Origin of the sequence: Streptomyces yatensis, from assembly GCF_018069625.1 — a bacterium.
GTDB classification, from domain to species: Bacteria; Actinomycetota; Actinomycetes; order Streptomycetales; family Streptomycetaceae; genus Streptomyces; species Streptomyces yatensis.
Map to the genome: position 1 here is coordinate 10,014,606 of NZ_CP072941.1, position 23,373 is coordinate 10,037,978.

Below are 23,373 nucleotides of genomic sequence, written 5' to 3' on the forward strand. Positions count from 1 at the left end.
TGCGAACGGGGAGGGGAGAAGCGGGTCACCAAGCGGCGCCGAAGGTGGCCCTCAGCTCGTCGATGGCGTCGGTGGTGAGCGGCTCCGGTCGACGGTCGGTCAGGAGCCAGAGGCGTGCCGTCTCCTCGAGTTCTTCGAGGACGGCGAGGGCGGCGGCCGCGTCCGGGCCCCAGACCACGGGGCCGAGCCGGTCGAGCAGGACGGCCCTGATCGGCGTGTGGCTCGCCTGGCGGTCGGCGATCCGGGCGGTCACCAGGTCGGCCACGCGCGGGTCGCCGGGCCGGTGGTAGGGGATGAGCGGCACGTGCCCGACCTTCATCACGAAGTAGGGCGTGATCGGCGGGAGCACGTCGTCCTGGCTCCACACCCCGGCCAGGGTGAGCGCGACCAGATGGGTGGAGTGGGTGTGGACGACGAAGCGGGCCGTGGGGTCGGCCGCGTAAATGCGCCGATGGAGCGTCAGGGTCTTGCTCGCGCGGTCGCCCGCGATCTGCTCACCCTGGGCGTCGACCAGCGCGAGGCGGTCGCGCTCGAGAAAGCCCAGGGCGGCGTCGGTGGGGGTGATCAGATGGCCGTCGCCGATCCTGGCGCTGATGTTCCCGGCGCTGGCGTGCACATAGCCCCTGTCGAACAGGCTCGTGCCCACCCGGACGATCTCGTCGCGCGCCGCGTCCACGGCGGCGTCGAGGAGCTCGGTCATGAGACCTCCCGGTCGAGCAGGGCGAAGGCGTCGGTGAAGAACGCGGGGCCACCGAAGTTGCCGGACTTCAGGGTGATGTGGAGCGTGTCGCCGCCGGGAAGCGGCGCCGCGCACCAGGGCACACCGGGGTCGATCTGCGGCCCGATCCGCAGCCCGGTGATGCCGAGCGCCCGGACGACCGCTCCCGAGGTCTCGCCGCCCGCCACGACGAGTTGGCGTACCCCCCGCTCCACGAGGCCCTGGGCCACGCGGGCCAGGGTCCGCTCCACCAGCTCGCCGGCCTCGCCGGCGCCGAGCCTGCTCTGGACGGTCCGGACCGCCTCGGGCGCCTCGGTGGAGTAGAAGAGGACAGGTCCGTCGGCCAGGTGGGATTCGGCGAAGGCGAGGGCCTGGCCGGACACGTCCTCACCGGCCGCGATACGCAGCGGATCCACGCTGAACGCGGGCCGCCCGGCGCGCAGGAACTCCAGCACCTGGCGGTTGGTGGCGGCGGAGACCGATCCGGAGATGACGGCCCGGTGGCCGCCGGGCGGTGGCAGCTGTGCGGCGGCGTGGGACGGCGTGAACCCCCAGTTCGCGGGCAGCCCGATGGCCAGGCCCGAACCGGCGGTCACCAGGGGCAGCCCCTGGACCGCCGCGCCGAGACGCACCAGGTCGTCGTTGGAGACGGCGTCGGCGATGGCGATCCCGGCGCCCTGCGCGCGCAGCTCGTCGATCCGGGCCCGGACCGCCTCGGCACCGCTGCCGACGACCGTGTGGTCGATCAGGCCGACCGCCCGGGTGGTCTGCGCGCCCAGGACCGAAACGAGATGGGGGTCGGTCATGGGGGTGAGCGGGTGATGGCGCATTCCGCTCTCGCTGAGCAGCACGTCGCCGACGAAGAGATGGCCCTTGAAGACCGTGCGCCCGTTGTCGGGGAACGCGGGCGTGGCGATCGTGAAGTCGGTGCCGAGCGCGTCCATCAGGGCCTCGGTGACCGGCCCGATGTTCCCGGCCGGTGTCGAGTCGAAGGTGGAGCAGTACTTGAAGTAGATCTGTTCGGCGCCCGCGGACCGCAGCCAGGCGAGGGCCCGCAGCGATGCCTCGACGGCGTCGGCGGCCGGAACCGTCCGCGACTTGAGCGCGATGACCACGGCGTCCGCGGCCACCGGTTCCTCGGCGCCGCCGGGCGGCACATCGATCAGCTGGACCACGCGCATGCCCGCGCGCACCAGGTTGTTGGCCAGGTCCGTGGCGCCGGTGAAGTCGTCGGCGATGCAGCCGAGTCGGATTCCCATCTCAGGCCCCCGCCGGCTGGGGCAGGTCGATCCCGGGGAAGATCTTGATGACCGCGCTGTCGTCCTCGGCACCCAGACCCGACGCCGACGCCTGCAGGAACATCTGATGAGCCGTGGCGGCCAGGGGGAGCGGGAACCGCTCCGGCCGTGCGGAATCGAGGACGAGCCCCAGGTCCTTGACGAAGATGTCGACCGCGGAGAGGGCCGTGTAGTCACCGGCGAGCACATGCGCCATCCGGTTCTCGAACATCCACGAATTGCCGGCGCTGTGCGTGATGACCTCGTAGAGCGCCTCGGCCGGCACACCGGCCTTCAGACCCAGCGCCATCGCCTCGGCCGCCGCGGCGATGTGCACACCCGCGAGCAACTGGTTGACGATCTTGACCTTGGAGCCGAGACCGGCCTGCTCACCCAGGCGGTAGACCGTGGCGCTCATGGCCTCGAGCACCGGGTCGGCGACCGCGTACGCCGCGGCGGAGCCCGACGTCATCATGGTCAGCTCGCCGGCCGCGGCACGCGCGGCACCACCGGAGATGGGCGCGTCCAGATAGAGCACACCCCGCTCGGCCAGCCGTCCCCCGAGCTCGGCGGACCAGCCCGGGTCGACCGTGGAGCACATCACGAAGACGGCCCCCGGGCTCAGCCGGGCGGCGGCCCCGCCGGCACCGAACAGCACCGACTCGACCTGCGCCGCGTTGACCACGACACCGACCACGACGTCCACCGCGGCCGCCAGGTCGCCGGGGGAGGCGAACGCCGTCCCGCCGTCGCGGGCGAAGCCCTCGGCCACCTCCGGTCGCAGATCGTGGACCCCGACCTCGTAGCCCGCCTTCCGCAGGCTGCGAGCCATGCCGAGTCCCATGGCCCCGAGCCCCACCACGCCCACGCGCGGCTGTGCCGGCCTGTCCTGGTCGCTCATGCCCCTCCTCGTCCTTGCCGTGCCTATGGGGGAGCGCCGCCGCCCTGCTGTGCCGGCCGAAGGCGCGATCGGCCTCCGGCCTCGGCGGCGATCGGGTCATATGATGACCTGAAGACAAGGCTCCCGCATACCGTGACGTCCGTCACATGAGGTGGGGGACATGCGTGCGGGGCCCGTCTGTGAGACGGGCCCCGCATCAGGTGCACGGCCGGAACGCGGGCCGCGGCCAGGAGGAAGCCGGCATCCTCCTACTGACCGCGGCCGCACGGCAGGGTGCTCAGCTGTGTTGCACCGTGACCCCGTACAGGGCGACCTCGCCGTAGTTCGAGTTGTCGCACGGCGAGGAATTGTTGCAGTTCGCCTGCGTGTAGTCGCCCGCCTTGAAGTAGCCACTGCCGAACTTGGCGGTGACGGTGGCCTGGAGCGTGCCGTTGTAGTAGACGTCGACCTTTCCGTCGTGGGCCACGAACTTGCCCTGGAACCGGTCGCCCAGCTTGTAGCCGGAGGTCACCAGCTTGTAGTGGGTGGTGTTGTAGGAGGTGACGTAAAGGCTGGTCCCCTCGAGGCGGAACGAGGTGACGTCGCTCGACTCGTCGTGGATCTGCCCGGCCATCACGTGCGGCTTGCTCGCCGGCAGATGGGTGATGGCCTCGTCGACGACCATGGTGTGGGTGCCCGTCGTGGACGACCAGCTGGCCGTCGCCGACCCATCGGCGGTCATCTCACGCAACTCCGACCGCGGGTATCCGGTGTTGCTGGTGGTGGCGCCGTTGACGGCGGCCCGCATCGAGATCGCGTCGCAGCCCGAAGTGGTCGTGAACCACGGTGCCTTGGCGTACGTCGACAGGGCCGGCTGCTTGATCTCCTGAGGAGAGCCGGAACTGTTGGGGGTGGGCAGCTGAAGCTTCCAGCCCTTGCTCAGGCCGATGGCCGCGGCCGGTGCGGGGCAGGCGGCGGCGTCCGCCGGAGCGGCGGACGCACTCTGCACCGAGGCCAGGGCGCCGGCGGCGAGTGCCGGTGCGGCGATGAGCACGAGAGCGTGGCGCGGAGTCCTGCGCGCGCCGGAGTTCTTCCGCATGTGCGGCTCCTTATGTGTTGGGGCCATGACAGACCCGTAGGCGAACTGATCCCCGGGGAACCGCCGACCTCCCGAGTCGGCGGGGCATGTGGCCGTGTGGCAGCGAACAGGCGCGCGATGGGGCGAGGCCGAAGTCGGACTTCGGCCAAGCCCTGACCCCATCAGCACACGGCGGGCAGGCTGTCAGCCGATGCCGTTCAGAACCATTGCGTTTTGTCCACGACGTTGATCAGCGGCTGCCCGGCGGCGAACCGCCGCGCGTTCTCCGCGAGCACCTCGAACCGGCGCTCCGAGGCGTGCGGTCCGGCCCCCGCGACATGAGGTGTGAGCAGCGCTCTGGGGTGCTGCCACAGGGGGTGGTCCGGCGGCAGCGGCTCCTGCTCCATGACGTCGAGGGCGGCGCCCCGCAGGTGTCCCGTTTCCAAGGCCGTGACCAGGTCGTCGAGCCGGACGATGGGACCGCGGCCGACGTTGATGAGGCAGGCTCCCTGCTTCATCAACGCGATACGGCCGGTGTCCATCAGCCCTTCCGTCCGCGGAGTGTGCGGCACGGTCAGGATCACGATGTCCGCCTCGGGAAGGACGCGATCCAGCAGATCGGCGGGCAGGACCCGGTCGAACCCCGGCGGCGCCTCGGTGATCCGGGCATCGACGCCCTCCACACGGGTCCCGAACGCGGCGAGCAGCCGCCCCGCCTCGGCACCGACCGCACCCGTACCGACGATGAGCGCACGCGCCTCACTGAGTGGCAGGACCCCGCCGTCCGACCAGTCCGGTGCCCAGTTCGCGGCGGCCTGCTCGCGCACATAGTGGGGGAGTTGCCGGGCCAGAGCCAGGACCAACGCCAGGGTGTGCGTGGCGACATGGTCGGTGTACGTGTCCCGCATATTCGTCACCCGCACCGGATGACGCACGAGCCCAGGGTGGTAGAAGCCGGGCGGAGGCCCCGCCTGAGGAGCCTGCAACCAGCGCAACTTCCCTGCTCCGTCGAGGAGTTCGGGAGTGAGCGTGCCGTACGCGGCGTCGGCGCGGGCCAGCGCGGCGCCGACGTCCTCGGGGCCTTCGGGGCAGAGGACCTCGATTCCGGGAACGGCCTCCACGAGCTTGTCGGGCCAGGACCGCGTCTCGTCCGGCAGCGGGGGGACCATGACGAGGGTGAAGGTGGCTGTGGTCATGCTGCTCCCTCTGCTGTCTGTGCCGTGGTTCCCGTCATGGCTATCACCTCTCCCTGCGCGTTGGCCGCGCGCAGCGCCTGGAGCCGGGCGGGCGAGGCCAGGCCCGCGTGGTAGTAGCGAATCCGCTGAGCGCCGGCGGCTCGCAGCCGCGCCACCCGTCCGGCGAGCTGGGCGGGGTGCTCCTCCAGCACGGACACATTGGCGATGACCGGCCGTGCGCCGCTGCGCACCGCCTCCTCGATGCGGGCCACCGCCCGGGCTTCGTCGTCCCAGCACTTGAGGACGAAGGCGGTGGCCCGGCCCTCGAAGTGGCCCAGGTCGAGCCCGCTGTCGGGGCCCGTGACCTGCGGGTCGCCATCCGCCATCAGAAGGATCTCCCGGCCGGGCGCCGCGGCCGCGATCCGTAGCGTCAACTCCTCGATCACGGACTGGCGGTGGCGCAGCAGAGCCTGTGCCGCCTGCTCGCCCAGCGACTCGGCGAACGCGCTCGGGGCGCGGACACCGCCGCTCATCTCCGCGTCGACGGTGCGGCGCACCGCCCGCGCGAGACCGGCGGGGTCCGCCCCGGCGGCCTCGATCCCTGTGCGGCACGCGGCGCACAGGCATATCGACAACAGATCCCGGCAGCCCGCGCTCAGATCGGCGCCCGCTGTCTTCTCATGCCGGCTGCCGTGTTCGAAGCCCAGCCATCCGCACGCCTCCAGCATGAGCGACGGCACCTCGGCGGCGTCGTACCGGGCGCAGAAGGCCCGGACCAACTGCACCGCGTACGCCGCCACTTCGGGCTGCGCCGGGCACAGGGCATACCCGTATCGTTCGTCGAACGCGTTGCGCACGGTCAGATCGGGAGCGCTCTCTCCCAGCGCCGTGCTGTGCGTGAGCACCAGCCAGGCCTCGACCCGCAGTCCCTGGTCCCGCAGGGCCGAGGCCGCCGTGCCGAACCGGTCCGGAGCGTCGACGGCCCAGCTCGGCGCGGAGGGCCGCAGACGGGCGCCGCGCCAGTGGTGTGGGTCCAGCGGGAAGTACGCGGCGGCGTGCGTGGCATGCACGATGCGGTGGGCGGGGTGGTAGGGCGTCATGGCCCGCACTGAGTGGTAGGCGGCTTGCAGGACCACTGCGCCCATGCCGAGTGAGGCTAAGCGCTCGGCCGCCGCAGGGTCGCCCACCAGGTCCCAGGTGTAGGCGAAGGTGCCGTTGAGCTCGCAGGAGCCGAGGGGCTGGGTTGTCACGTGGTTCAACTCCTTGGTGGCGCCGGACTGCCCTGTGGCGAACCGCTGCCGAGCGAAGTTGTGGTCGTTGGTCCCGGCCCTGGTGGCCCTCGGGACTGAAGTGCGCATGACGTTAGGGCCCATCGGAGGAGTGAGCAAGCGTTTTCACGCGAGCTCTTTCCAGGGGTCCCGGCTTGGCGCCCACTAAAGTGGCTCTGACGTGCTGCTTTATACGATCCGCCGATCTCCGGTGGGGGTGCGGAAAGAACTGAGGAAGCGCTTTCACGTCAGAGAAGCCAGGGCCGGAGCGCGGCCCGGGACTGCGGAGGGGATACGCCGCTGGTGCGCTGAACGACGAACTACCCTGGCGGGACACAAGGGCAGGGGGCTGGATTGGCTACTCCGAAAGTGCCGGAGATGACGGGAAGTCCGGGATCATCCGAAGAGCCGGAACTCCCCCCTGCGGCCGGGCTGCCCGATACGCCTGAGAGGTCCGGTGCGGCGGGCGGTTCCGCGGCGAAGAGGGGTGCGCGCCAGCGGCGTGTGACGATCACCGATGTCGGCACGGCGGCAGGGGTGTCCGCCGCTACCGTCTCCCGTGTGCTCAACGGCACCGCCCGGGTCGATCCCGAGCTGGCGCGCCGGGTGCACAGCGCGGTCGCCGCACTGGGCTATCGCCCCAATGCCGCTGCCCAGGGCCTGGCGCGCGGCGAGGCCGGGGCCATCGGCGTGCTCGTGCCCGACCTGTCCAACCCGTACTTTCCGGATGTGCTGAAATCCGTCTCCGCCGTCGCCCGCCGGCACGGGCGGCGGGTGATGGTGATGGAGTCGGACGAGGACGCGGCGAGTGAGTACGAGCTCGCCGAGGACCTGATGCGCTGTTGTGACGGCGTACTGCTCTGTTCTCCTCGCATGGACCGCACGGCGCTCGTCGATCTGGCTCTCCGTGGCCACCCTGTGGTGCTGGTCAACCGGATCGTCCCCGGGCTGAGCATCCCCTCGGTCTCGGCCGATTTCTACGGAGGAATGACCCTCGTCTGCGGTCATCTCACCCAGCTCGGCCATCGCCGGGTGGCCTATCTGAGCGGGCCCGAAGCGTCCTGGGCCAATGCGGAACGCATCCGGGCCTTCGAGGCCGCGGCGGCCTTCGGTATCGACGTCACGGTCATCCCGTGCGGCCATACGGCGCGGCATGGCTACGACGCGGCCGACGCGGTGCGGGAGCGCGGTGTCAGCGCCGTGGTCGCGTACAACGACCTGGTGGCATTCGGTGCGATGGCGGCGTTGGAGGAGTCGGGCCTGCGGATCCCCGACGACCTGTCGGTGATCGGCTGCGATGACATCTCCGTTGACGACCTGCCCAGTTCGCGCCGCCTCACCACGGCCTCGATGGCCCGGGACGAACTGGGCAGGCAGGCCGCCCAGCGACTGGAATCCTTGATGGCCGCCGACGGTGACACCGAACCGCGATCCCTTCCGATGGAGCTTCGCGTACGGCTCACCAGCGCGCCGCCCGCGGTATCGCCGGGCTGAGGGCGGGGATCCCGGCGTCAGCTGATGTCGATGGAGGCGCCCGCGGCCAGCCGGTGGTAGCGGGCCCCGATGCCGGGGCCGTTGTCGCCCAGGAATCCGCCGACCATGGCGGTGCCGACGTCATTGAGGGCGCCGTCGTGGATGGCGTAGGTGTCCTGCGGGGCCACCTCTCGTACGTAGTCGATCAGCTGCCCGGTGGTGGACCAGGGGCCGTGTACGGGCAGCAGCAGGGTGTCGACGGTGGCGTCCGGGACGGTGAGCGCGTCTCCCGGGTGGAAGAGGGCGTCGTCGATGAGGAAGCCGATGTTGCCGATGGGCGGGATATCGGGGTGGATGACCGCGTGCCACGTGCCGTAGACCTTCACATCGAAACCGGCCGCGGTGAAGGTCTCGCCCTCGCCGACGGCGGTGACCCGGGAGGCGAGGCCGTCCAGTTGCCTGGCGACGGGCGTATTGGTCCAGATGTGCAGGGCCGGGTTGTTCTCCGCGGCCTTGCGGAGCGTCTCCTCGGAGAAGTGGTCGACGTGTTCATGGGTGACCAGGACCGCGTCCGCGCCGTCCAGCGCGTGCGGTTCGGTGAGGCCGCCCGGGTCCACGACCAGGTGGCGGTCGTCCTTCTCGATGCGGACGCAGGCGTGGCCGAACTTGGTGAGTCGCATAGTGGGCCCCTTGATCCCTTCCTGAAACTGTACAACCTGGGTGTGCAACTTAACTGTACAACTAAGTTGTACAACTCAGATTCAAGACATGGGTAGGGTGGGGTCATGGAAGACGACGCACTGGCCGAAGACCTGCGGCAGGCCATCGGGGAACTCGTCCGTGCCGTGCGGGCCGCCGACACCATGCCCTCGGGTGAAGCCGCCATCCTCGGCCACCTCGACCGCGGCGGCCCGCAGACCACGGCCGACCTCGCGCACCGGCGCGGCGTGACCCACCAGTCGGCCGCCAAGTCCGTCAAGGAACTGCTCGGCGCCGGGCTGGTGCGTACCGAACCTCATCCCAGCGACGGCCGCAAGCTCCTGCTGGACATCACCGACACGGGCCGCGCTCGCCTCCGGCAAGAGCGCGCGCAGCGCGCCACTTCGCTGGGCGCCGCCATCGGCGACGCGCTCAGCCCCGATGAACAGCGGCGGCTGCGCGACTGTGTGCCCCTGCTGACCCGCCTGACCACTCACCTCACGGGAAAGTGATCGTGGTTGGACGGGAACTCAGGACGCCCGCGTCAGGATGCCCATGTCAGGACGTGTGTGTCAGGACGCCCGTGACAGGACGAGCTTGGCCTTGTGGCCGCTGACCGACTGCACCCGGATGCTCAGGCTGTTGAGCCTGACGGTGCCGCCAGGACTGGTGCTGCCGCTCAGGCGCGCGCCGCCCGTAGTGGTGGCCGACATCTTCACGGACCGGGAGCTGATGTGGGTGATCCGGAGCTTCCCGAAGCCGAACCGGTGGCTGTCGACCGTGATGTTGGTGGGCCTCGACACGGTGGTCGTGCACCGCCCGTCGTAGCACGGCCCGTGGGCGGCGGCCTGCGCCACCGGCGCCATCAGCCCGAGTCCCAGTGTGCCCGCCAGAGTCATGGTCGCGGCGGCCGTCGCGGTCGTCCAGCGCCTACCGATACCCATCAGTTGGACCTCCTGTGTCGGGGATTCCTGCGCGGCATTTCTAACCCGCGGGCCCTGGGACCGCTCCCGAGGAGGCGCCCGACTGGCCGTCACCCCTTCGCTGCCACCGTTCGTGACGCGGCTTCAGCCCAGGGCGATCCGGGCGGCGACCGGCAGGTGGTCGCTGCCGGTGGCGGGCAGGGTGCGGATCTGGCGGACAGCCGCCGAACGGGCCATGACCTGGTCGATCCGGGCCAGCGGGAAACCCGCGGGGAAGCTGAAGGCCAGGCCCCGCTCCGCGACGTTCATCCGTGAGGTCAGCGGGGCCAGCCCACGGTCGTCGACCGTGCCGTTGAGGTCGCCCAGCAGGATCAGCCGATTCCGCTTCTCGGCGGCTATGGCCTTGCCCAACAGGCCGGCGCTCTCGTCACGCCAGGAGGACGCGAGGCCACTCGCCCCGACGCGGACCGACGGCAGATGCGCGACGTACGCCGCGATCTCGCCCCGCGGCGTACGGACCACGGTCCGCAGCCCGCGGCTCCATGTCTCCGTGATCCCCCGGGGTTTGATGTCCAACGGCCGGGCGTCGGTGAGCGGATGCCTCGACCAGAGTCCGACGGTGCCCCGGACGGCGTGGTACGGGTAGTCCGGGGCGAGGGTCTTCTCGTAGAGGGGCAGCGCGGCGGGCACCAGCTCCTCCAGCGCGATGAGATCGGGCCCGGCGTCGGCCAGGGTGCGGGCCGTACCCGCCGGGTCGGTGTTCTCGTCGCTGACGTTGTGCTGCACCACGACCAGGTCATGCGGGCCGGGCTTCGCCGCGGGCAGGAGCAGCCCGCCGAAGAGGTACGTCCAGGCCGCCACCGGCAGGAGCAGGGCCAGCAGCGCGATGGCCGAACGGCGCAGCAGCGCCAGGCCGAGCAGCACCACGACCACCAGGCCGAGCCATGGCAGGAACGCTTCCAGCAAACTGCTTAGGCGCGCCACGGAGTTGGGCACCGCCCGGTGGAACGCCAGCAGCCCGGCCGTCAGCACCGCCAGTCCGGCGAGCACCCGCCCCCGCGTCCACGGCGACCCGCCCCGAGCCCAGCGCGCCACCCGGCGTACCACCCGCCGGGGCGCCGCCGCCCGCACCGGCGACGCCGCGCCGCTGTCCGCCTGCTCCACCATGGTTTTCCGTCCGTTCGATTCCGCACCCCAAGACGGGCCACCAGGCGCATCGGTTTCCGGAGCGGGGGGTGAAATTCCGGTGGGAGTGGCCCGCAGGCTTCCTGGGATCGGATCCTGTCCTTCCCCAGCGGAATTCCGGAAGGGCCGCACGCGGGATTGCCACGGGTCGGCGCGCCGGGGCAGCACGCGGGATTGCCGCGGGTCAGCGCGCCAGGGCCGCCCGGGCCACCGTGAGTGCCTGCCCGGCGTAGCCGCGGCCGAACAGCACGGTGTGCACCAGCAGGGGGAAGAGCTGGTGCAGCCCGATGCGGTCGGCCCAGCCCTCCGCGAGCGGCGCCACGTCCTGGTAGCCGTCCAGCACCTGATCGAGATGGGGGCAGCCGAACAGGTGGAGCATCGCCAGATCGGTCTCCCGGTGGCCACCGTGCGCGGCCGGGTCGATCAGCCACGCCTGTCCGTCGGTGCCCCACAGGACATTGCCGTTCCACAGGTCGCCGTGCAGCTGGGCGGGTGGCTCGGCGGGTCCGGCCAGCTCGGGCAGCCGCTCGCATGCGCGCTCGATCACCTCGGCCTCGCCGTGGCGCACCGTACCGTCGTCGACGGCGCGGCGCAGATAGGGCAGCACCCGGTGTTCGGCGTACCAGCGCGGCCAGTCGGAGCCCGGGACGTTGCGCATCGGGGCCAGCCCGATGTACGCGTCCGTGGGTCCGTCGGGCGGCGGGGCGCCGAACGCGGGCGCGCCGACGGCGTGCAGGGCGGCCAGGTCGCGGCCGAACCGGGCCGCTGCCCGGGTGCCCGGTCTGCCGACCGGCACCTGGTCGGTGACCAGCCAGTCCTGGTCGTGGCCGTGCACCACCGGGACGCGGACCGTGCCCGCGTCGGCCAGCCAGCGCAGCCCCGCCGCTTCGGCCGGTGCCGCGCCGGGACCGTCGCCCCGTTTGACCATCACTGTCTGCCCGCCGTCGAGGGTGACTTCGGTGAGCGTTGCGGACAGCCGCCGCCGGCCGGTCACCGGGCGGCCGGTGAGGCGGGCCGCGGCGGCCCCGGGGTCCTCGCCCGCCTCGGCCGCCGGACGGGCACTCATGAGCCGAGGCGCTCGCGCACCCAGGCCAGCAGGCCGGGCATCGCGGCTTCGATCATGGCCAGCACCTCGTCGAACCCCTCCGGGCCGCCGTAGTACGGGTCGGGCACATCCAGGTCATCGGTCGCGTCCGGGTCGAAGGACCGCAGCATCCTGACCCGGGACGGATCGTCGACCAGCCGGCGCAGCGCCTTCTCGTGGCCGCGGTCCATCGCCAGGAACAGATCGGCGTCCCTGTGCTCGGCACCGATCTGGGCCGCGACATGCTCGACCGGATAGCCGTGCCGCGCCAGCAGTTCCCCGGCCCGTTGATCGATGGGCTCACCGGCGTGCCAGGGGCCGATGCCCGCGCTGGTGACCCGTACCGCGCCGTCGAGTCCGGCCCGGCGCAGATGCTCGGCGAAGACCAGCGCGGCGGACGGCGACCGGCAGATGTTCCCGCTGCAGACGAAGCAGATGTGCACGGCCACCAGGGTAGGGCCTGGCTCCCCGGTGGAGCAGGGGGCGGGGCGGCCGGGGGGAAGCCCGGGCAAGCCGGGGCCGCGCGGCTCACCCCGCCCAGGGCTTGTCCACCAGTGGTGTCCGGAACCACTCCACACCTCCGGTGGTCTCATCGCGCCGCAGGTCCAGCATGTGGCCACCGGGCCGGTCCGAGGCCCTGGCGATCGCGCTCACCAGGTGCTCGGCGAGGTCGGGACCCTCGGTGTCGTCCATGTCGTCGACAGGCGCACCGGCCCGTACGTCCTGACGGACCTCGTCACCGTTGTGGAGGGTCAGGACCAGGTGCTGGGGCGTCTTCCTGTCCCATCTGACCTGCTCGATGATGTCGGCGCGCACCATTCGGCTGCCGAACGTCGCGCTGCTCACGCGTACCCACACATCGGGCGTCATCACGGCCGCCCCGCGCGTCGGCACCGGTGTTCCGCACCCACCATCACGGCTTCCTCCTGCAGAGCCGATGCTTCTTTCCGTGGAGGCTGCTCCTCCTGTCGCAGCGCCGGACCATCCCGTCGTTCCAGACCTTCCCGTTGTACCGGACGGAGCCCGGCGTCAGGCGCTGCGGTCCGCGAATGGACCACCGTCGGCGAAGGCCAGCGCGGCGAAGCGTTCCCCGATGCGGCGGTGGGTGGCGGCGTCCGGGTGGAGCTCGTCGGGCAGCGGCAGCTCTTCGGCGTCGGCCTCGCCGTAGAGGTCGAGGCCGTCGAGGTAGTGGAGGTGGGGGTCATCGGCCGCCCGCTGCTTCACGATCCGGGACAGCTCCTCCCGGATGACGCGCAGCGTGAGCTTCCCCGCGGCGCGGTCGGCGGGGTCGCCGGTGGCCTGGAACCGCAGCTTTCCGGCGCTGAGCGCGCTCATGTCGAAGGCCGCGGGGCCGGGCGTGTCCTCGTGGATGGGGCACAGGATGGCGGAGACGACCAGCAGTGGGGTGGTGGGATGCCCCTCGCGGATCGTGTCGAGGAAGCCGTGCACCGCCGGGGTGAAGGCGCGCAGCCGCATCAGGTCGGCGTTGACCAGGTTGATGCCGATCTTGATGCTGATCAGGTCGGCGGGGGTGTCCCGCATCGTGCGGGCGGTGAACGGGTCGAGCAGGGCGCTGCCGCCCAGGCCCAGGTTGATCAGTTCCACGCCGCCGAGGGAGGCGGCGACCGCGGGCCAGATGGCGGTGGGACTCGCGGCGTCGGAACCGTGGCTGATCGAACTGCCGTGGTGCAGCCACACCTTGCGGCCCTGGTCCGGGGCGGGCTCGATGGGGGCGTCGGTGCGCAGGGCGACGAGTTCGGTGGTCTCGTTGTGCGGCAGCCAGATCTCGACGGTCTTCACGCCGTCGGGCAGATCGGTGAAGCGGAGGGTGCCGACCGGACCGGGGTGGCTCTCGGCGGCGCCGGTGGCCAGGTCGATGGCCAGGGTGTTGCCGCCGGTCACCGTGGACTGCCCGGCGAGGCGGCCGTCGACGAGCAGGTCGTACACGCCGTCCGGGCGGGGCGGGGCGCCCGCGTAGACCCGCTTGGTGGGCAGCGTGTCCAGTTCGACGGCGGTGGCCCGGGTCCGGAAGACCAGCCGTACGCCGGAGGGCTGAGCCTCCGCCATGGCGAGTTGCCCGTCGGCGTACTGGGCGCGGGCCCAGGCGGGCAGCCGGTGCGGCAGCACCCCGTGCGCGGTGTGCTCCAGGTCGAGGGCGCCCCGCAGGATGTCCGCGGTGATGGGCGTGGTGATCCAGTCGTGCTCGGTGGTGTGCATGGCCCCAGCCTGTTGATCACAGATGTGTGGATGGATGGATGGGTGGATATGGGGCGGACGGACGGATGGATCGGCTGCGCCGACGCGCCGACGCTCCCATGCGCCGCGAGGCTGACCGCCTACGGCACGCTGCCGTGCCCCTGCGTGCTGCCGTGCCACCGCGTCAGGGCGCGCACCGCGTCAGGGCGCGGGCCAGTTCCGCAGCAGGGCGTCGAGGGCGTCCAGGGTCCGCGACCAGCTTTCCTGGCTGTCGGGGGCGCTGTGGCTGAACCCGCCTGCCAACTCGAGGCTGACGTAGCCGTGGAAGACGCTGCCCAGCAGCCGGACCGCGTGTGTCTGGTCCGGCTCGGCCAGGTCGTAGCCGCGCAGGATCGCCCGCGTCATCTGTGAGTGCCGGACACCGGCGCTGGCGGCCGCCGTCTCCGGGTCGAGCCTGAGCTGGGCCGCGGCGTAGCGGCCGGGATGCTCGCGGGCGTAGTCGCGGTAGACGTTGGCGAAGGCGGTCAGGGCGTCCTTTCCGGCCCGCCCGGCCAGGGCCTCGGCGGCCCGGTCGGCGAGCTCCTCCAGGGCGAGCAGGGCGATCCTGGTCTTGAGGTCCTGGCCGTTCTTCAGGTGCGAGTAGAGACTCGCGACCTTGACGTCGAACCGTCTTGCCAGCTCGGAGACGGTCACCTGGTCGAAGCCGAGCTCGTCGGCCAGCTCCGCTCCCGCCTGGGTCAGCCGTTCCGTGGTCAGTCCCACCCGTCCCATGCCCTTCCTCTCCTTCGGCATAACTGATTATGCATTTGCCTAACACCTTTAGGCAAATTAGCCTGCGCTCTATGAAGCCGCTGACTGAGCAAGAGATCCGTGCCGCGTTCGTGAACTGCAGCAAGGGCGAGGCGAAGCGCCTGTCCGTCCCGCGCGACCTGGCCGACCGGCCCTGGGGCGACCTGGACTTCCTCGGCTGGCGAGATCCTCAGGCGCCCGACCGCGCCTACCTGGTCACCGAACTGGACGCCCGCCCGATCGCCGTTGCGCTGCGGTGCCCCGGCCCCGCCTCGTGGCAGGCGCGGCGCAGCATGTGCTCGATGTGCCTGACGGCCCACACGGGCGGCGTCTCCCTGATGGTCGCGGCGAAGGCCGGGAAGGCCAGGCAGCAGGGGAACTCGGTCGGCGACTACATATGCAGCGACCTCGCCTGTTCGCTCTATGTGCGGGGCAAGAAGGACGCGGGCGCGGGCTCACGGCCTCAGGAATCGCTCACCCTGGAGGAGAAGATCCAGCGGACCGTGGCGAACGTCGCGGCGTTCCTCGCCAAGGTGACCGCATAAAGGTGACTGCGGCATAGGGGTGACCACATAAGGGTGACCGCAGTGGGTGATCACGTAGCCCGTACCGCCCGGTCGCAGAGCGGTGCCCCGCACGCCATCGCGTGCGGGGCACCGGGTCGGTCGGTCGGGCGTCGATCGCAGCGTGTCAGCCGCAGTTGGTCTCGGCCTTCTCGAAGCGCACACCGTCGATCCAGCCCCACCAGTCCACGCAGGTGCCTCGTGCGCTCACATAGATCGGTCCCGCGTAGGAGCGGTAGTTGCCGCTGTCGTAGATGTCGTGGATCTCCGTGTCGCTCCGCGAGAGGTAGATGGTCATCGGCACCGGCTCGCCGGCCACGTTCCGGATCGCGACCAGGCAGTTCTTGCCCGTGGCGGAGCTGTAGGTGAGATACGCCGTGCCCTTGTCCCCGACCTCGGTGGAGTTGACGACCTTATAGCCGGAGCCGCAGGCGCCGTTGTACGCAACGTGCGCGGCGGTCGCGGAGGCCGCGGGCGCTGCCGCCATGAGGGCGGCCGCTCCCGCGCCGGTCACTGCCGCGATGGCCAGGGCGCGCTTGAGGTGAGTCATTGGTTCCCCGTTCGTATGGTGTTCGGTGCTGTCGGTGAAGTGCCGCGGGTTGATTTCCCGGTCACTACGACCCGCCACCCGGCCCGTGAGTTGTCCTACCGCACCGTTACGGATCTGTCCGCACTGTCACCAACGCGTAACAGCGGCATGGGCTGCGCGCCGATGCCAATCCGTGGGCGGGGGCGGGCCGCTCGCGCAAGAAACGTCAGCAGAAAAGGGGCTGACGGTCAGCGAGCGACCAGGGGAAGGGATATCGAACTCTTTGGAACATGTGTCCCTGAAGCGGCGTTCCGCGCATGCTGCCCGTTCACCTCCCCGCGGCCCCTCCGAGTGCTGACGCGAGTAGATCGGGCGTGTGGTGTGGTGCTTTGGTGGAGGGGATGGGGGTGTTTTCTGGTGCTTCTTCGGTGCTTTTGCCGGACGTGCCGTCGTTGCTGGGTGCGCGCGTCCCCGGCGGTTCTGGCGATGGTGCGTCTCTCTTAGACTGTGCCGGTCCCCAAGTTGATCGGAGCATCCCTATGCGTCGCCTTGCCGCCGCCCTTTTGGTAATGACCGCTTTTGCCTCGCTCGCCGGCTGCGCGCAGGATTTCGACCGGGGCCCTGATGGGACGGTCTCCGACAAGGTCAAGGACGGAAAGAAGTTCTACTTGGTCGTCGATCCGGCCAAGGGCGGAGACGAGAAGAAGTTCCGCGTCAGCAAGTACGACTATCACGACTGCAACCGCGGTTCGAAGTACCCCAAGTGTGTTGACGATTAATCAGCTCGCCTTCGCCTCGATCGCGGGGTCGGCCGTGCCTTTCGGCTGACCCCGCGATCTCTCCGGGCCGGAACTCCCCGGCCCGGAAGGTCCCCAGCCTCCGCGCCCCCACCGCGTTCGCGACAGGAGTGATTGGGTGCGCGATGACATGTGCGTTGCGGAGAGCGATGGGGATAGGGTTTGCCCGGAGGTGAGCCCTGTGCCCGCTGAGGACGAGTTGTTCAGCGCTGTCGACGCGCTGCTGGAGCAGGTCGCCCAGGACGATCTGCCGGCACCCGCGGAGCGCAAGAGGCTGCGCGAGGCCGCGGGGCTGAGCCAGGCCGGGATCGCCAAGGCGCTGGACATCCGCCGGGAAGCGGTGGGCAACTGGGAATCCGGCAAGACCGAGCCGCGGCAGCCGAAGCGCGCCGCGTACGCCCGGCTGCTGAAGGGCCTGGCCGCCCGCTTCCCCGCCCCCGCGGCGGGCGCGGCACCCGCCGCCCCCGAGCCGTCACCGCCCGCCCAGCCGACACCGGCGCAGACCCCGCCCCCCGGCCAGGGCCATTCCCCCCAGCGGAGTCCCCAACGGCCCGGGGAGGCCGCCGCACAGGACACGACCCGGCAACTCGCCACGGCCCCGGCACAGCGGGCCCGCCCGCCCCGGCCGTCCGCATCGCGGCGCCCGGACGCGATGGCGCGGGTAGCGGGGGCGGCCGGGACCACCGCCGCCACCCCCGCCGCGGACCCGCGCTTCGCCCACGGCCCGCTGGCCGTCGTGGATGTCGTGGACGGCCAGGTCTGTGCGTACTGCCCCGGCGGGCTGGTCCTGGACATCCCGGCCAAGTCCCTCCCGTCGCTGGTGGAGTGGACTCTGGCCGAGGCGCGGCTGGGCGCACCGCGGCTGAACCGCAACGGCAGGGACGCCGACCCCGTTCTGGTGCTCACGGACGCGGCCGCGCTGCGCCTCGGCCTCCCGGCCCGGCTGACCGACGAGGAGCGGCGGGCCGGGAGGCTGTCCGAGGGCCACAAGGTCGTCGAGGAACTGGAGCGGGCCGACTGGCGGCTCACCCGGCGCGGGCTCGGCCCGTGGGCGCGCATCTACCGTCCCGCCGAGGGCTCGCGGCGCGCCTGCGTCCAGCTGTGCGTCCTGGGCTGGGAGGCGCTCGATACGCGCTCCTGGGGGGAGGCCGCGCAGTTGCCGCCCGCCGATCTGGCGCACCTGCTGGGCACCTACGCCGACCGCGTCATGACGCCCTGTGGCTCCACCGCCGTCACCGGCCTGGAGCTGATGACCGCTCTGCACCCGCCCACCCGCGCCGGTGAGCCGGACAGCGCCGGCCGGCGGCACGGCGAGCACAACCCCGGCTCGCTGGGCACCCGGCCGGTGGAGTGCGCCCCGCCCGAGGCCCCGGACGGCCATCCACTCCTGGCACATCTTCCGCGCTTCCACCAGCGCACCCCCGACGAGGTGCTGGTGGAGGAGGCATACGACTGGGCGCGCCCGCTCACCGACGACGAGTGCGCCAAGCGCTATGTGGTGGGCATCGACGTCAACATGGCCTTCGCCGCGGCCGCCAACGGCACCGTCTTCGGCCTCGGCGAGCCCGTGCACGCCAAGCGGCCGCCGTTCGACCCGAAGATCCCCGGCTCATGGCTGGTGGACCTCTCCCACGTCGAACTGGATCCGCGCCTGCCGAGCCCCTTCACCCCGACCGGGGAGCGGCCGACGGGCCCCGCCTGGTACGCCACGCCGACCGTCGCCTACGCCGCCGAACTCGGTTACGGCGTCGCCCCCATCGAGGCGTACCTCCGCCCGGACAACGGCCGCTACCTGGACGCCTGGTACACTCGGCTGCGGGACGCCTATATCGCCACCATGGCCGACCTGGGAGTCACCGCCGGCATGGGACCGCGGGAGTTCCTGACCGCCATGGACGGCCACCGGCGGGCCGATCCGCAGATCGCGATCGTTCTCTCGGCGATCAAGGCGACCGTCAAGGGCGGCATCGGGAAGCTGCGCGAACGCCCCCGCGGCGGTGGCTGGCGCCCGGGTCAGCCCTGGCCCGCGCTCCAGCGCCCGACCTGGCGGCCCGACATCCGCGCCGCGGTCATCTCCAAGGCGCGGGTCAATATGCACCGCAAGATGCTCAAGACGGCGGAGGCCACCGGCCAGTACCCGGTGGCCGTCCTCTCCGACTGCGCCGTCTACCCCTCGGACGGGCCCGGCCCGCTGGACTTCCTGCCCCACAAGGACGGCAAGCCGCTGCCGGGCGGCTTCCGGATCGGAGTGAGTCCGGGAATGGTCAAGCACGAAGGCACCCAGACCACCCTGTGGGCCGAGGGCGTGCGCGAGGAGCACGGCGATGACCTCAACCTTGCCCGGTACATCAAGGACGGCCACGTCACCGCCCCGGACAACGGAGAGTAGCGACGATGGGCAAGCTCGCGGAGAGCCTGGACAAGGCGGTGGAAGGCACCTTCACCCGCCCCGTCCCCAAGTCGGCCGGTGCGCGGATGCGCTATCTGGTCAGGCAGCTCAAGGGCACCCGGCCGGTGGCCGACCTGCTCGGCATCTCCCAGCGCACCGTCGAGCGGTACGTCAAGGACCAGCTCAAGCGGCCCCGCGAGCCCCTCGCCGCCCGGATGGAGCGCGAGGTGAGGAAGCGGTGGCAGCCGCAGATCCGCGCCAGGGCCAAGAAACAGGCCGCCACCACCGGCGGCATCGTCCTCGACACCCGCGCCCGCTTCGGCTACACCGCCGCCCCCGGCACCACCGACGACGCCCGGCTGCGCCACATCACCCAGGCGCTGCCGCCGCAGTACGCCGCCCGCCTCTTCGACGCCCAGGAGCAGGGCGCCCCCGAACAGCAACTGCTCGACATCGCCGCTGAGGGCCTGCAGGAGATCTACTTCAAGGACCGCGGCCGCCGCGCCCAGGGCCTGCTGGTGGAGTTCACCGACATCGACTACATCGAGGTCGATTTGTAGGGAGCAGGGGGTGACGCGCCCGGGTGCCCGGGCCGGATCGACGTGTCGCTCCACGTCCAGGAAGTCGGACCATCTGACGTGTCGTCGCGCCGCTGAATGCCGGATGCCAATCTGGCCGCGTCCCTCTCGACTACCGCTGTCGGCCCAGTACCTCGGCGACGCGGATGAACCCCTCCGTGCCATGGCCCAGCCCGATGGCGCGGCGGGTCATGCCCTCGGCCGCGCGCATCACCCCCGCCTCGATGCCGTGCGCCTCGGAGGTGTGGACGATATGGGCCATGGTCGATGCGCCCGAGGTCATCGGGTTGCCCTCACCGGAGAAGGTGCCGCGGTCCATCTCCTCCGCGGTCTCTTCGAAGAGCGGCGGAAGGATCGCACCGATGCCCTTGGCGAAGGGCGCCAACTCCCGGGCGCTGATCCCCTCCGCCCGCGCCACCGCCAGGGCGTGCGCGTAGCCCGCCATCGCCGTCCAGAAGATGTCGAGCAGCGCGATGTCGTACGCCGCTGCCCGGCCGATCTCCTCGCCGAGGTGGGTGTGGCTACCGGGCAGTGCCTCCAGCACGGGCCGGTGCTCCTGGTAGAGCTCCGCGGGGCCGCTGTGGATGAACACCGAGGCAGGTGTTCCCATGGTGGTGGTCGGCGTCATGATCGCGCCGTCGAGGTATCGGATGCCATGGCCGGCCGCCCAGTCCGCGGTGTCCCGGGCCCGGTCCGGAGTGTCCGCGCTCAGGTTCACCACGGTGCGTCCCTTGAGTGCGTCGGTGACCGTGTCCCGCCGCAGGATCGCGTCCGACGCGTCGTAGTTCACCACGCAGACCACGGTCAACTCACTTGCGGTGACGGCCTCTTCCGCCGATCGCGCACTGACCGCCCCCCGCTCGATCAGCTCCTCATCCTTGCCCGGCGTCCGGTTCCAGACCGTGGTCCGCAGCCCGGCGTCCAGGAACGCACCGGCCAGGGCGCGGCCCATCGGACCCAGACCGAGCACGGTGACGGCAGAATGTTCGGAGTGCATAGACATGAAACTTCAACTCCCATACGGATATACGCGTAACTGATAACTCGAAGGACACAGAGCGAAGATGACACGCAGTCGTGCTCAGGACACGAATGTCTGCGGAGTGACCGCCGCGATCGTCGTGATCGAGGGCAAGTGGAAGACCGCCCTGCTCTGGGCGCTGGAGTCCGGACCGCATCGTCCCGGCGAGCTGCGCCGGCGGCTGCCGGGCCTCAGCGAGAAGGTGCTGACTCAGGCGCTCCGTGAGATGGAGAGTGACGGGCTGGTGCACCGGGACGTGCACGATGTGCTGCCCCTGAAGACCGTGTACTCCCTGACCGCGTTCGGCCGTGACCTCTCCGAGGCGCTGGCACCCCTGTCCGACTGGGGCCACCGCCGCCTGGAGAAGCTGGCCGAGGCCCGGTCGGACCCCTGACGCAACGCCACCTCCGTCTCATCCGATCCGGCGGCCCTCCGACCGCCCGCAACAAGATTCGCTCCGCCGTCCGTCGCTGCCAAGTACCCACAAAAAAGTGGGTACGGCAGACGGACGGCGGGGCAGCGGCGGGACTGTGTGCGGGTGGCCGCGCACCCGGGCGGTGGGCCTTGGGGTGAGGCCCAGGTGTTCGCGTCACATGACCAACTGGCCGACGCCCAGCAAATTCCCCTCGCTGTCACGGAACCAGGCCCCGCGCTCACCCCGCGCACCCTTGCTGGGGTAGTTGCCCTCGATCTCGGCGATCCCCTCCGTCGTCCGAAACCCCGCCACATCGACGTCCTCGAACACCACGCCGCGTCGTCTGAGCTCCCTCACCGCCGTCTCGATGTCGTCGACTTCCCACGCCATCTGAGTGAATGTGCCGGGGGAGGCTCCCGTCGACCGGAAGAGCACGAACTCCGCGCCTCCGCAGCGATACAGCAACCCACCGGGCCGTTCGTCGACCGGCTCCATACCGAGCCGCTCGGAATAGAAACGCCGCGCCCGATCGAGGTCCTGGGCCGGAAGCCTGGTCGCCACACGTCCGCGGGCCAAGGTGCTTCTGTCGTCTGCGTCCATGCCACCACTGTGCCGTGAGCGGGGGCCGGAGGAGCGGAGGCCGTGCCGGTCCTTGGACCGCTGAGCCGTGGCCGTCGAGGGAGGGGCGGCCCGCACGGCCGGGGGCGTCAGGCGGCCTGGTGCGGCGGCCGTACTCGGCGGTGGCCAGGGCGAGGCCTTGGCGGACGGGGGCGGGCGAGGGGTGTGGAGCGCCATTCCCTCAGGTGCCAAATGTTTGGATCGGCTGCTACCCATTAGCTCGGTGGTACGGTGGAGGCATGGTGACCGAGGGGGTGCCCACGAGCGCGCCGCTGCTGGGTGAACCGCTGCCGGTTGAGCTGATGAACACCGTCACCGCCGACCGCGGCCACACCCACGACGCCCTCGACAGCGACGTCGGCGCCGCGGCCTGGCTGCGCGCGGTGGCCGGCCGGCTCGGAGCCGAGACCGTGATAGAGGCCGGCCGGCTCGATGAGGACGCGGTGCGCCCGGTCGCCGGGACACTCCGGGCGTTGCGTGACGCGCTGCGACAGCTGGCCGCGGAGACGACCGAGGACCCGCGCCCTCCGGCCACCGCGCCGGAACTGGCACGACCGGAAGCGATCACCACGCTGAACGCCCTCGCACCTGCCTGGCCCGAGCTCGTCTGGCCCGCCGACGGGCCACCGTCACGTGCCTACCGCGGCCCCGGGACGGCCGCGGAGCTTGCCGTACAGCTCATCGCGCACCAGGCGGTCGAGCTCTTCACCGGCCCCGACCGCGAGCGTCTGCGCCCCTGCCTGGCCCCCAACTGCCTGCTCTTCTTCGTCAAGCATCATGCGCGCCGGGAATGGTGCTCCCCGGCGTGCGGCAACCGCGTGCGCGTCGCCCGCCACTACCGGCGCCACCACACAGGTCCACAGAGCTGAGGGACGGATGCGCACGATGCGGAGCGAGAAGGTCGAGTTCCGTGGGTCGCAAGGGGCGGTACTCGCCGCGCGGCTGGAACTGCCCGAGGACGAGCCGCGGGCGTACGCCCTCTTCGCCCACTGCTTCACCTGCGGCAAGGACCAGGTCGCGGCCACCCGGATCTCACGCGCGCTGACCGAGTTCGGCATCGCGGTGATGCGCTTCGACTTCACCGGCCTCGGCGGCTCCGGAGGAGACTTCGGGAACACCCACTTCAGCTCCAACGTGGACGATCTGGTGTTCGCCGACGAGTACCTGCGAACCCACTTCGAGGCCCCCACCCTCCTCATCGGCCACTCGCTCGGCGGTGCGGCGGTCCTCGCCGCGCGACACCGCATCCCTCGGATACGAGCGGTGGCCACGATCGCCGCACCCTTCAGCCCCGACCATGTGCTGCACCTGCTCGGGAGCGACCGTGCGGAGATAGAGCGGCAGGGCCAGGCCGAGGTCTCCCTGGCGGGCCGCATGTTCCGTATCCGGCGGCAGTTCCTCGACGACATCGGCGCCCAGCCGCAGGCCGAACGCATCGCGCACCTCGACGCCGCGCTGCTGGTGTTCCACTCGCCGTCGGACGAGCTGGTGGGCGTGGACAACGCGCGGCGCATCTTCGACACCGCCCGCCACCCCAAGTCCTTCGTCGCCCTCGACGGAGCCAACCACCTGCTCACCAATCCGGCCGACACGCGGTACGTAGCCACCGTGCTCGCCGCCTGGGCCGGTCGCTACGTGCTCAGCCCGACCCCACTTGGCGATAGGCCATATCGGGATTAGCTTGGTTGATGTCAAGCAACCAACTCCCGACGGGAGTG

At 71.1% G+C, this 23,373-nt stretch carries 26 protein-coding genes; 9 read left to right on the top strand and 17 right to left on the bottom strand.

Translation table 11 applies throughout. The features are described from left to right. Positions 1 to 25: 25 nt before the first annotated feature. From J8403_RS41710 to J8403_RS41735, 6 genes are all read right to left on the bottom strand, one after another. The gene (locus tag J8403_RS41710; protein ID WP_211127744.1) at positions 26 to 700 is read right to left on the bottom strand and encodes a class II aldolase/adducin family protein; all 675 of its coding nucleotides are present in this window, start codon (positions 698 to 700) and stop codon (positions 26 to 28) included. Next, positions 697 to 1,977 (bottom strand): 3-oxo-tetronate kinase, encoded by a 1,281-nt coding sequence (gene otnK / locus J8403_RS41715; protein WP_211127745.1) that lies wholly within the window; start codon positions 1,975 to 1,977, stop codon positions 697 to 699. Before otnK ends, J8403_RS41710 begins: the two co-directional genes overlap by 4 nt. A 1-nt stretch (position 1,978) precedes the next feature. After that, positions 1,979 to 2,896 carry an L-threonate dehydrogenase gene (ltnD, locus tag J8403_RS41720; RefSeq protein ID WP_211127746.1) on the bottom strand — a complete coding sequence of 306 codons (918 nt, stop codon included), beginning with the start codon at positions 2,894 to 2,896 and terminating at the stop codon, positions 1,979 to 1,981. A 277-nt stretch (positions 2,897 to 3,173) separates the two neighbouring features. Then, on the bottom strand, positions 3,174 to 3,974 hold the full coding sequence (locus J8403_RS41725; RefSeq protein WP_211127747.1) for a polysaccharide lyase family 7 protein: 801 nt from the start codon (positions 3,972 to 3,974) through the stop codon (positions 3,174 to 3,176). A gap of 197 nt (positions 3,975 to 4,171) precedes the next feature. After that, the gene (locus J8403_RS41730) at positions 4,172 to 5,149 is read right to left on the bottom strand and encodes a D-2-hydroxyacid dehydrogenase (RefSeq protein ID WP_211127748.1); all 978 of its coding nucleotides are present in this window, start codon (positions 5,147 to 5,149) and stop codon (positions 4,172 to 4,174) included. Then, a complete protein-coding gene (locus tag J8403_RS41735; protein WP_246586247.1) occupies positions 5,146 to 6,378 on the bottom strand; it encodes a hypothetical protein in 1,233 nt (410 codons plus the stop codon). The genes J8403_RS41730 and J8403_RS41735 overlap by 4 nt, the downstream gene beginning before the upstream one ends. A gap of 522 nt (positions 6,379 to 6,900) precedes the next feature. Here J8403_RS41735 and J8403_RS41740 point away from each other — a divergent pair. Further along, positions 6,901 to 7,890, top strand: a complete 990-nt coding sequence (locus J8403_RS41740; protein WP_246586248.1) for a LacI family DNA-binding transcriptional regulator — start codon at positions 6,901 to 6,903, stop codon at positions 7,888 to 7,890. Positions 7,891 to 7,907: 17 nt separating this feature from the next. Here J8403_RS41740 and J8403_RS41745 read toward each other — a convergent pair whose 3' ends face one another. Continuing rightward, entirely contained in the window at positions 7,908 to 8,549 is a 642-nt protein-coding gene (locus J8403_RS41745) for an MBL fold metallo-hydrolase (protein WP_211127750.1), read from the bottom strand. Positions 8,550 to 8,654: 105 nt separating this feature from the next. Here J8403_RS41745 and J8403_RS41750 point away from each other — a divergent pair, with 105 nt between their 5' ends. After that, entirely contained in the window at positions 8,655 to 9,080 is a 426-nt protein-coding gene (locus tag J8403_RS41750) for a MarR family winged helix-turn-helix transcriptional regulator (RefSeq protein ID WP_211127751.1), read from the top strand. Positions 9,081 to 9,140: 60 nt separating this feature from the next. On the opposite strand, the gene J8403_RS41755 is transcribed toward J8403_RS41750, so the two are convergent. The 7 genes from J8403_RS41755 to J8403_RS41785 form a co-directional block, all read right to left on the bottom strand. Next, the gene (locus tag J8403_RS41755; RefSeq protein WP_211127752.1) at positions 9,141 to 9,512 is read right to left on the bottom strand and encodes a hypothetical protein; all 372 of its coding nucleotides are present in this window, start codon (positions 9,510 to 9,512) and stop codon (positions 9,141 to 9,143) included. Between the two features lie 123 nt (positions 9,513 to 9,635). Then, on the bottom strand, positions 9,636 to 10,658 hold the full coding sequence (locus J8403_RS41760; protein WP_425519875.1) for an endonuclease/exonuclease/phosphatase family protein: 1,023 nt from the start codon (positions 10,656 to 10,658) through the stop codon (positions 9,636 to 9,638). 202 nt (positions 10,659 to 10,860) lie between these two features. Further along, positions 10,861 to 11,742, bottom strand: a complete 882-nt coding sequence (locus J8403_RS41765; protein WP_211127753.1) for a fructosamine kinase family protein — start codon at positions 11,740 to 11,742, stop codon at positions 10,861 to 10,863. Next, complete coding sequence (locus J8403_RS41770; RefSeq protein ID WP_211127754.1) at positions 11,739 to 12,203, bottom strand: low molecular weight protein-tyrosine-phosphatase; 465 nt, start codon at positions 12,201 to 12,203, stop codon at positions 11,739 to 11,741. The genes J8403_RS41765 and J8403_RS41770 overlap by 4 nt, the downstream gene beginning before the upstream one ends. A gap of 85 nt (positions 12,204 to 12,288) precedes the next feature. Beyond that, positions 12,289 to 12,606, bottom strand: a complete 318-nt coding sequence (locus tag J8403_RS41775; protein ID WP_211127755.1) for a hypothetical protein — start codon at positions 12,604 to 12,606, stop codon at positions 12,289 to 12,291. 183 nt (positions 12,607 to 12,789) lie between these two features. Further along, positions 12,790 to 13,977, bottom strand: coding sequence for a GDSL-type esterase/lipase family protein (locus J8403_RS41780; protein WP_211127756.1), 1,188 nt, complete (start codon positions 13,975 to 13,977; stop codon positions 12,790 to 12,792). Positions 13,978 to 14,157: 180 nt separating this feature from the next. After that, positions 14,158 to 14,727: a TetR/AcrR family transcriptional regulator gene (locus J8403_RS41785; RefSeq protein ID WP_211127757.1), complete on the bottom strand. Its 570-nt coding sequence runs from the start codon at positions 14,725 to 14,727 to the stop codon at positions 14,158 to 14,160. Positions 14,728 to 14,798: 71 nt separating this feature from the next. On the opposite strand from J8403_RS41785, the gene J8403_RS41790 reads away from it, so the two are divergent. Beyond that, complete coding sequence (locus tag J8403_RS41790; protein ID WP_211127758.1) at positions 14,799 to 15,290, top strand: FBP domain-containing protein; 492 nt, start codon at positions 14,799 to 14,801, stop codon at positions 15,288 to 15,290. Positions 15,291 to 15,435: 145 nt separating this feature from the next. Here the strand turns inward: J8403_RS41790 and J8403_RS41795 are convergent, their stop codons facing one another. Further along, complete coding sequence (locus J8403_RS41795; protein WP_211127759.1) at positions 15,436 to 15,858, bottom strand: spore-associated protein A; 423 nt, start codon at positions 15,856 to 15,858, stop codon at positions 15,436 to 15,438. 518 nt (positions 15,859 to 16,376) lie between these two features. Between J8403_RS41795 and J8403_RS41800 the strand changes: the two genes are divergently transcribed. The 3 genes from J8403_RS41800 to tpg all read left to right on the top strand — a co-directional run bounded on the left by J8403_RS41800 (position 16,377) and on the right by tpg (position 19,583). Next, positions 16,377 to 16,616: a hypothetical protein gene (locus J8403_RS41800; RefSeq protein ID WP_014057972.1), complete on the top strand. Its 240-nt coding sequence runs from the start codon at positions 16,377 to 16,379 to the stop codon at positions 16,614 to 16,616. Between the two features lie 148 nt (positions 16,617 to 16,764). After that, positions 16,765 to 19,023, top strand: a complete 2,259-nt coding sequence (tap, locus tag J8403_RS41805; protein WP_211128695.1) for a telomere-associated protein Tap — start codon at positions 16,765 to 16,767, stop codon at positions 19,021 to 19,023. Positions 19,024 to 19,028: 5 nt separating this feature from the next. Then, positions 19,029 to 19,583 carry a telomere-protecting terminal protein Tpg gene (gene tpg, locus J8403_RS41810; protein WP_211127760.1) on the top strand — a complete coding sequence of 185 codons (555 nt, stop codon included), beginning with the start codon at positions 19,029 to 19,031 and terminating at the stop codon, positions 19,581 to 19,583. Between the two features lie 130 nt (positions 19,584 to 19,713). Here tpg and J8403_RS41815 read toward each other — a convergent pair whose 3' ends face one another. After that, positions 19,714 to 20,604 (bottom strand): NAD(P)-dependent oxidoreductase, encoded by an 891-nt coding sequence (locus J8403_RS41815; protein WP_211127761.1) that lies wholly within the window; start codon positions 20,602 to 20,604, stop codon positions 19,714 to 19,716. Between the two features lie 61 nt (positions 20,605 to 20,665). On the opposite strand from J8403_RS41815, the gene J8403_RS41820 reads away from it, so the two are divergent. After that, complete coding sequence (locus J8403_RS41820) at positions 20,666 to 21,016, top strand: winged helix-turn-helix transcriptional regulator (RefSeq protein WP_211127762.1); 351 nt, start codon at positions 20,666 to 20,668, stop codon at positions 21,014 to 21,016. 195 nt (positions 21,017 to 21,211) lie between these two features. On the opposite strand, the gene J8403_RS41825 is transcribed toward J8403_RS41820, so the two are convergent. Beyond that, complete coding sequence (locus J8403_RS41825) at positions 21,212 to 21,637, bottom strand: VOC family protein (RefSeq protein ID WP_211127763.1); 426 nt, start codon at positions 21,635 to 21,637, stop codon at positions 21,212 to 21,214. Between the two features lie 257 nt (positions 21,638 to 21,894). On the opposite strand from J8403_RS41825, the gene J8403_RS41830 reads away from it, so the two are divergent. Then, positions 21,895 to 22,524 (top strand): CGNR zinc finger domain-containing protein, encoded by a 630-nt coding sequence (locus tag J8403_RS41830; protein ID WP_211127764.1) that lies wholly within the window; start codon positions 21,895 to 21,897, stop codon positions 22,522 to 22,524. A 16-nt stretch (positions 22,525 to 22,540) separates the two neighbouring features. Continuing rightward, positions 22,541 to 23,335 carry an alpha/beta hydrolase family protein gene (locus tag J8403_RS41835; protein WP_246586250.1) on the top strand — a complete coding sequence of 265 codons (795 nt, stop codon included), beginning with the start codon at positions 22,541 to 22,543 and terminating at the stop codon, positions 23,333 to 23,335. The last annotated feature ends 38 nt before the right edge of the window (positions 23,336 to 23,373 follow it).

Excerpts from the sequence above, each read along its gene's own strand:
- otnK (WP_211127745.1), bottom strand. The coding sequence starts at position 1,977 with ATGGGAATCCGACTCGGCTGCATCGCCGACGACTTCACCGGCGCCACG.
- J8403_RS41765 (WP_211127753.1), bottom strand. The coding sequence starts at position 11,742 with ATGAGTGCCCGTCCGGCGGCCGAGGCGGGCGAGGACCCCGGGGCCGCC.
- J8403_RS41760 (WP_425519875.1), bottom strand. The coding sequence starts at position 10,658 with ATGGTGGAGCAGGCGGACAGCGGCGCGGCGTCGCCGGTGCGGGCGGCG.
- J8403_RS41835 (WP_246586250.1), top strand. The coding sequence starts at position 22,541 with ATGCGGAGCGAGAAGGTCGAGTTCCGTGGGTCGCAAGGGGCGGTACTC.
- J8403_RS41785 (WP_211127757.1), bottom strand. The coding sequence starts at position 14,727 with ATGGGACGGGTGGGACTGACCACGGAACGGCTGACCCAGGCGGGAGCG.
- J8403_RS41830 (WP_211127764.1), top strand. The coding sequence starts at position 21,895 with ATGGTGACCGAGGGGGTGCCCACGAGCGCGCCGCTGCTGGGTGAACCG.
- J8403_RS41780 (WP_211127756.1), bottom strand. The coding sequence starts at position 13,977 with ATGCACACCACCGAGCACGACTGGATCACCACGCCCATCACCGCGGAC.
- tpg (WP_211127760.1), top strand. The coding sequence starts at position 19,029 with ATGGGCAAGCTCGCGGAGAGCCTGGACAAGGCGGTGGAAGGCACCTTC.
- J8403_RS41730 (WP_211127748.1), bottom strand. The coding sequence starts at position 5,149 with ATGACCACAGCCACCTTCACCCTCGTCATGGTCCCCCCGCTGCCGGAC.
- J8403_RS41755 (WP_211127752.1), bottom strand. The coding sequence starts at position 9,512 with ATGGGTATCGGTAGGCGCTGGACGACCGCGACGGCCGCCGCGACCATG.
- J8403_RS41825 (WP_211127763.1), bottom strand. The coding sequence starts at position 21,637 with ATGGACGCAGACGACAGAAGCACCTTGGCCCGCGGACGTGTGGCGACC.
- J8403_RS41820 (WP_211127762.1), top strand. The coding sequence starts at position 20,666 with ATGACACGCAGTCGTGCTCAGGACACGAATGTCTGCGGAGTGACCGCC.
- tap (WP_211128695.1), top strand. The coding sequence starts at position 16,765 with ATGTGCGTTGCGGAGAGCGATGGGGATAGGGTTTGCCCGGAGGTGAGC.
- J8403_RS41790 (WP_211127758.1), top strand. The coding sequence starts at position 14,799 with ATGAAGCCGCTGACTGAGCAAGAGATCCGTGCCGCGTTCGTGAACTGC.
- ltnD (WP_211127746.1), bottom strand. The coding sequence starts at position 2,896 with ATGAGCGACCAGGACAGGCCGGCACAGCCGCGCGTGGGCGTGGTGGGG.
- J8403_RS41745 (WP_211127750.1), bottom strand. The coding sequence starts at position 8,549 with ATGCGACTCACCAAGTTCGGCCACGCCTGCGTCCGCATCGAGAAGGAC.
- J8403_RS41750 (WP_211127751.1), top strand. The coding sequence starts at position 8,655 with ATGGAAGACGACGCACTGGCCGAAGACCTGCGGCAGGCCATCGGGGAA.
- J8403_RS41800 (WP_014057972.1), top strand. The coding sequence starts at position 16,377 with ATGCGTCGCCTTGCCGCCGCCCTTTTGGTAATGACCGCTTTTGCCTCG.
- J8403_RS41795 (WP_211127759.1), bottom strand. The coding sequence starts at position 15,858 with ATGACTCACCTCAAGCGCGCCCTGGCCATCGCGGCAGTGACCGGCGCG.
- J8403_RS41725 (WP_211127747.1), bottom strand. The coding sequence starts at position 3,974 with ATGCGGAAGAACTCCGGCGCGCGCAGGACTCCGCGCCACGCTCTCGTG.
- J8403_RS41710 (WP_211127744.1), bottom strand. The coding sequence starts at position 700 with ATGACCGAGCTCCTCGACGCCGCCGTGGACGCGGCGCGCGACGAGATC.
- J8403_RS41815 (WP_211127761.1), bottom strand. The coding sequence starts at position 20,604 with ATGTCTATGCACTCCGAACATTCTGCCGTCACCGTGCTCGGTCTGGGT.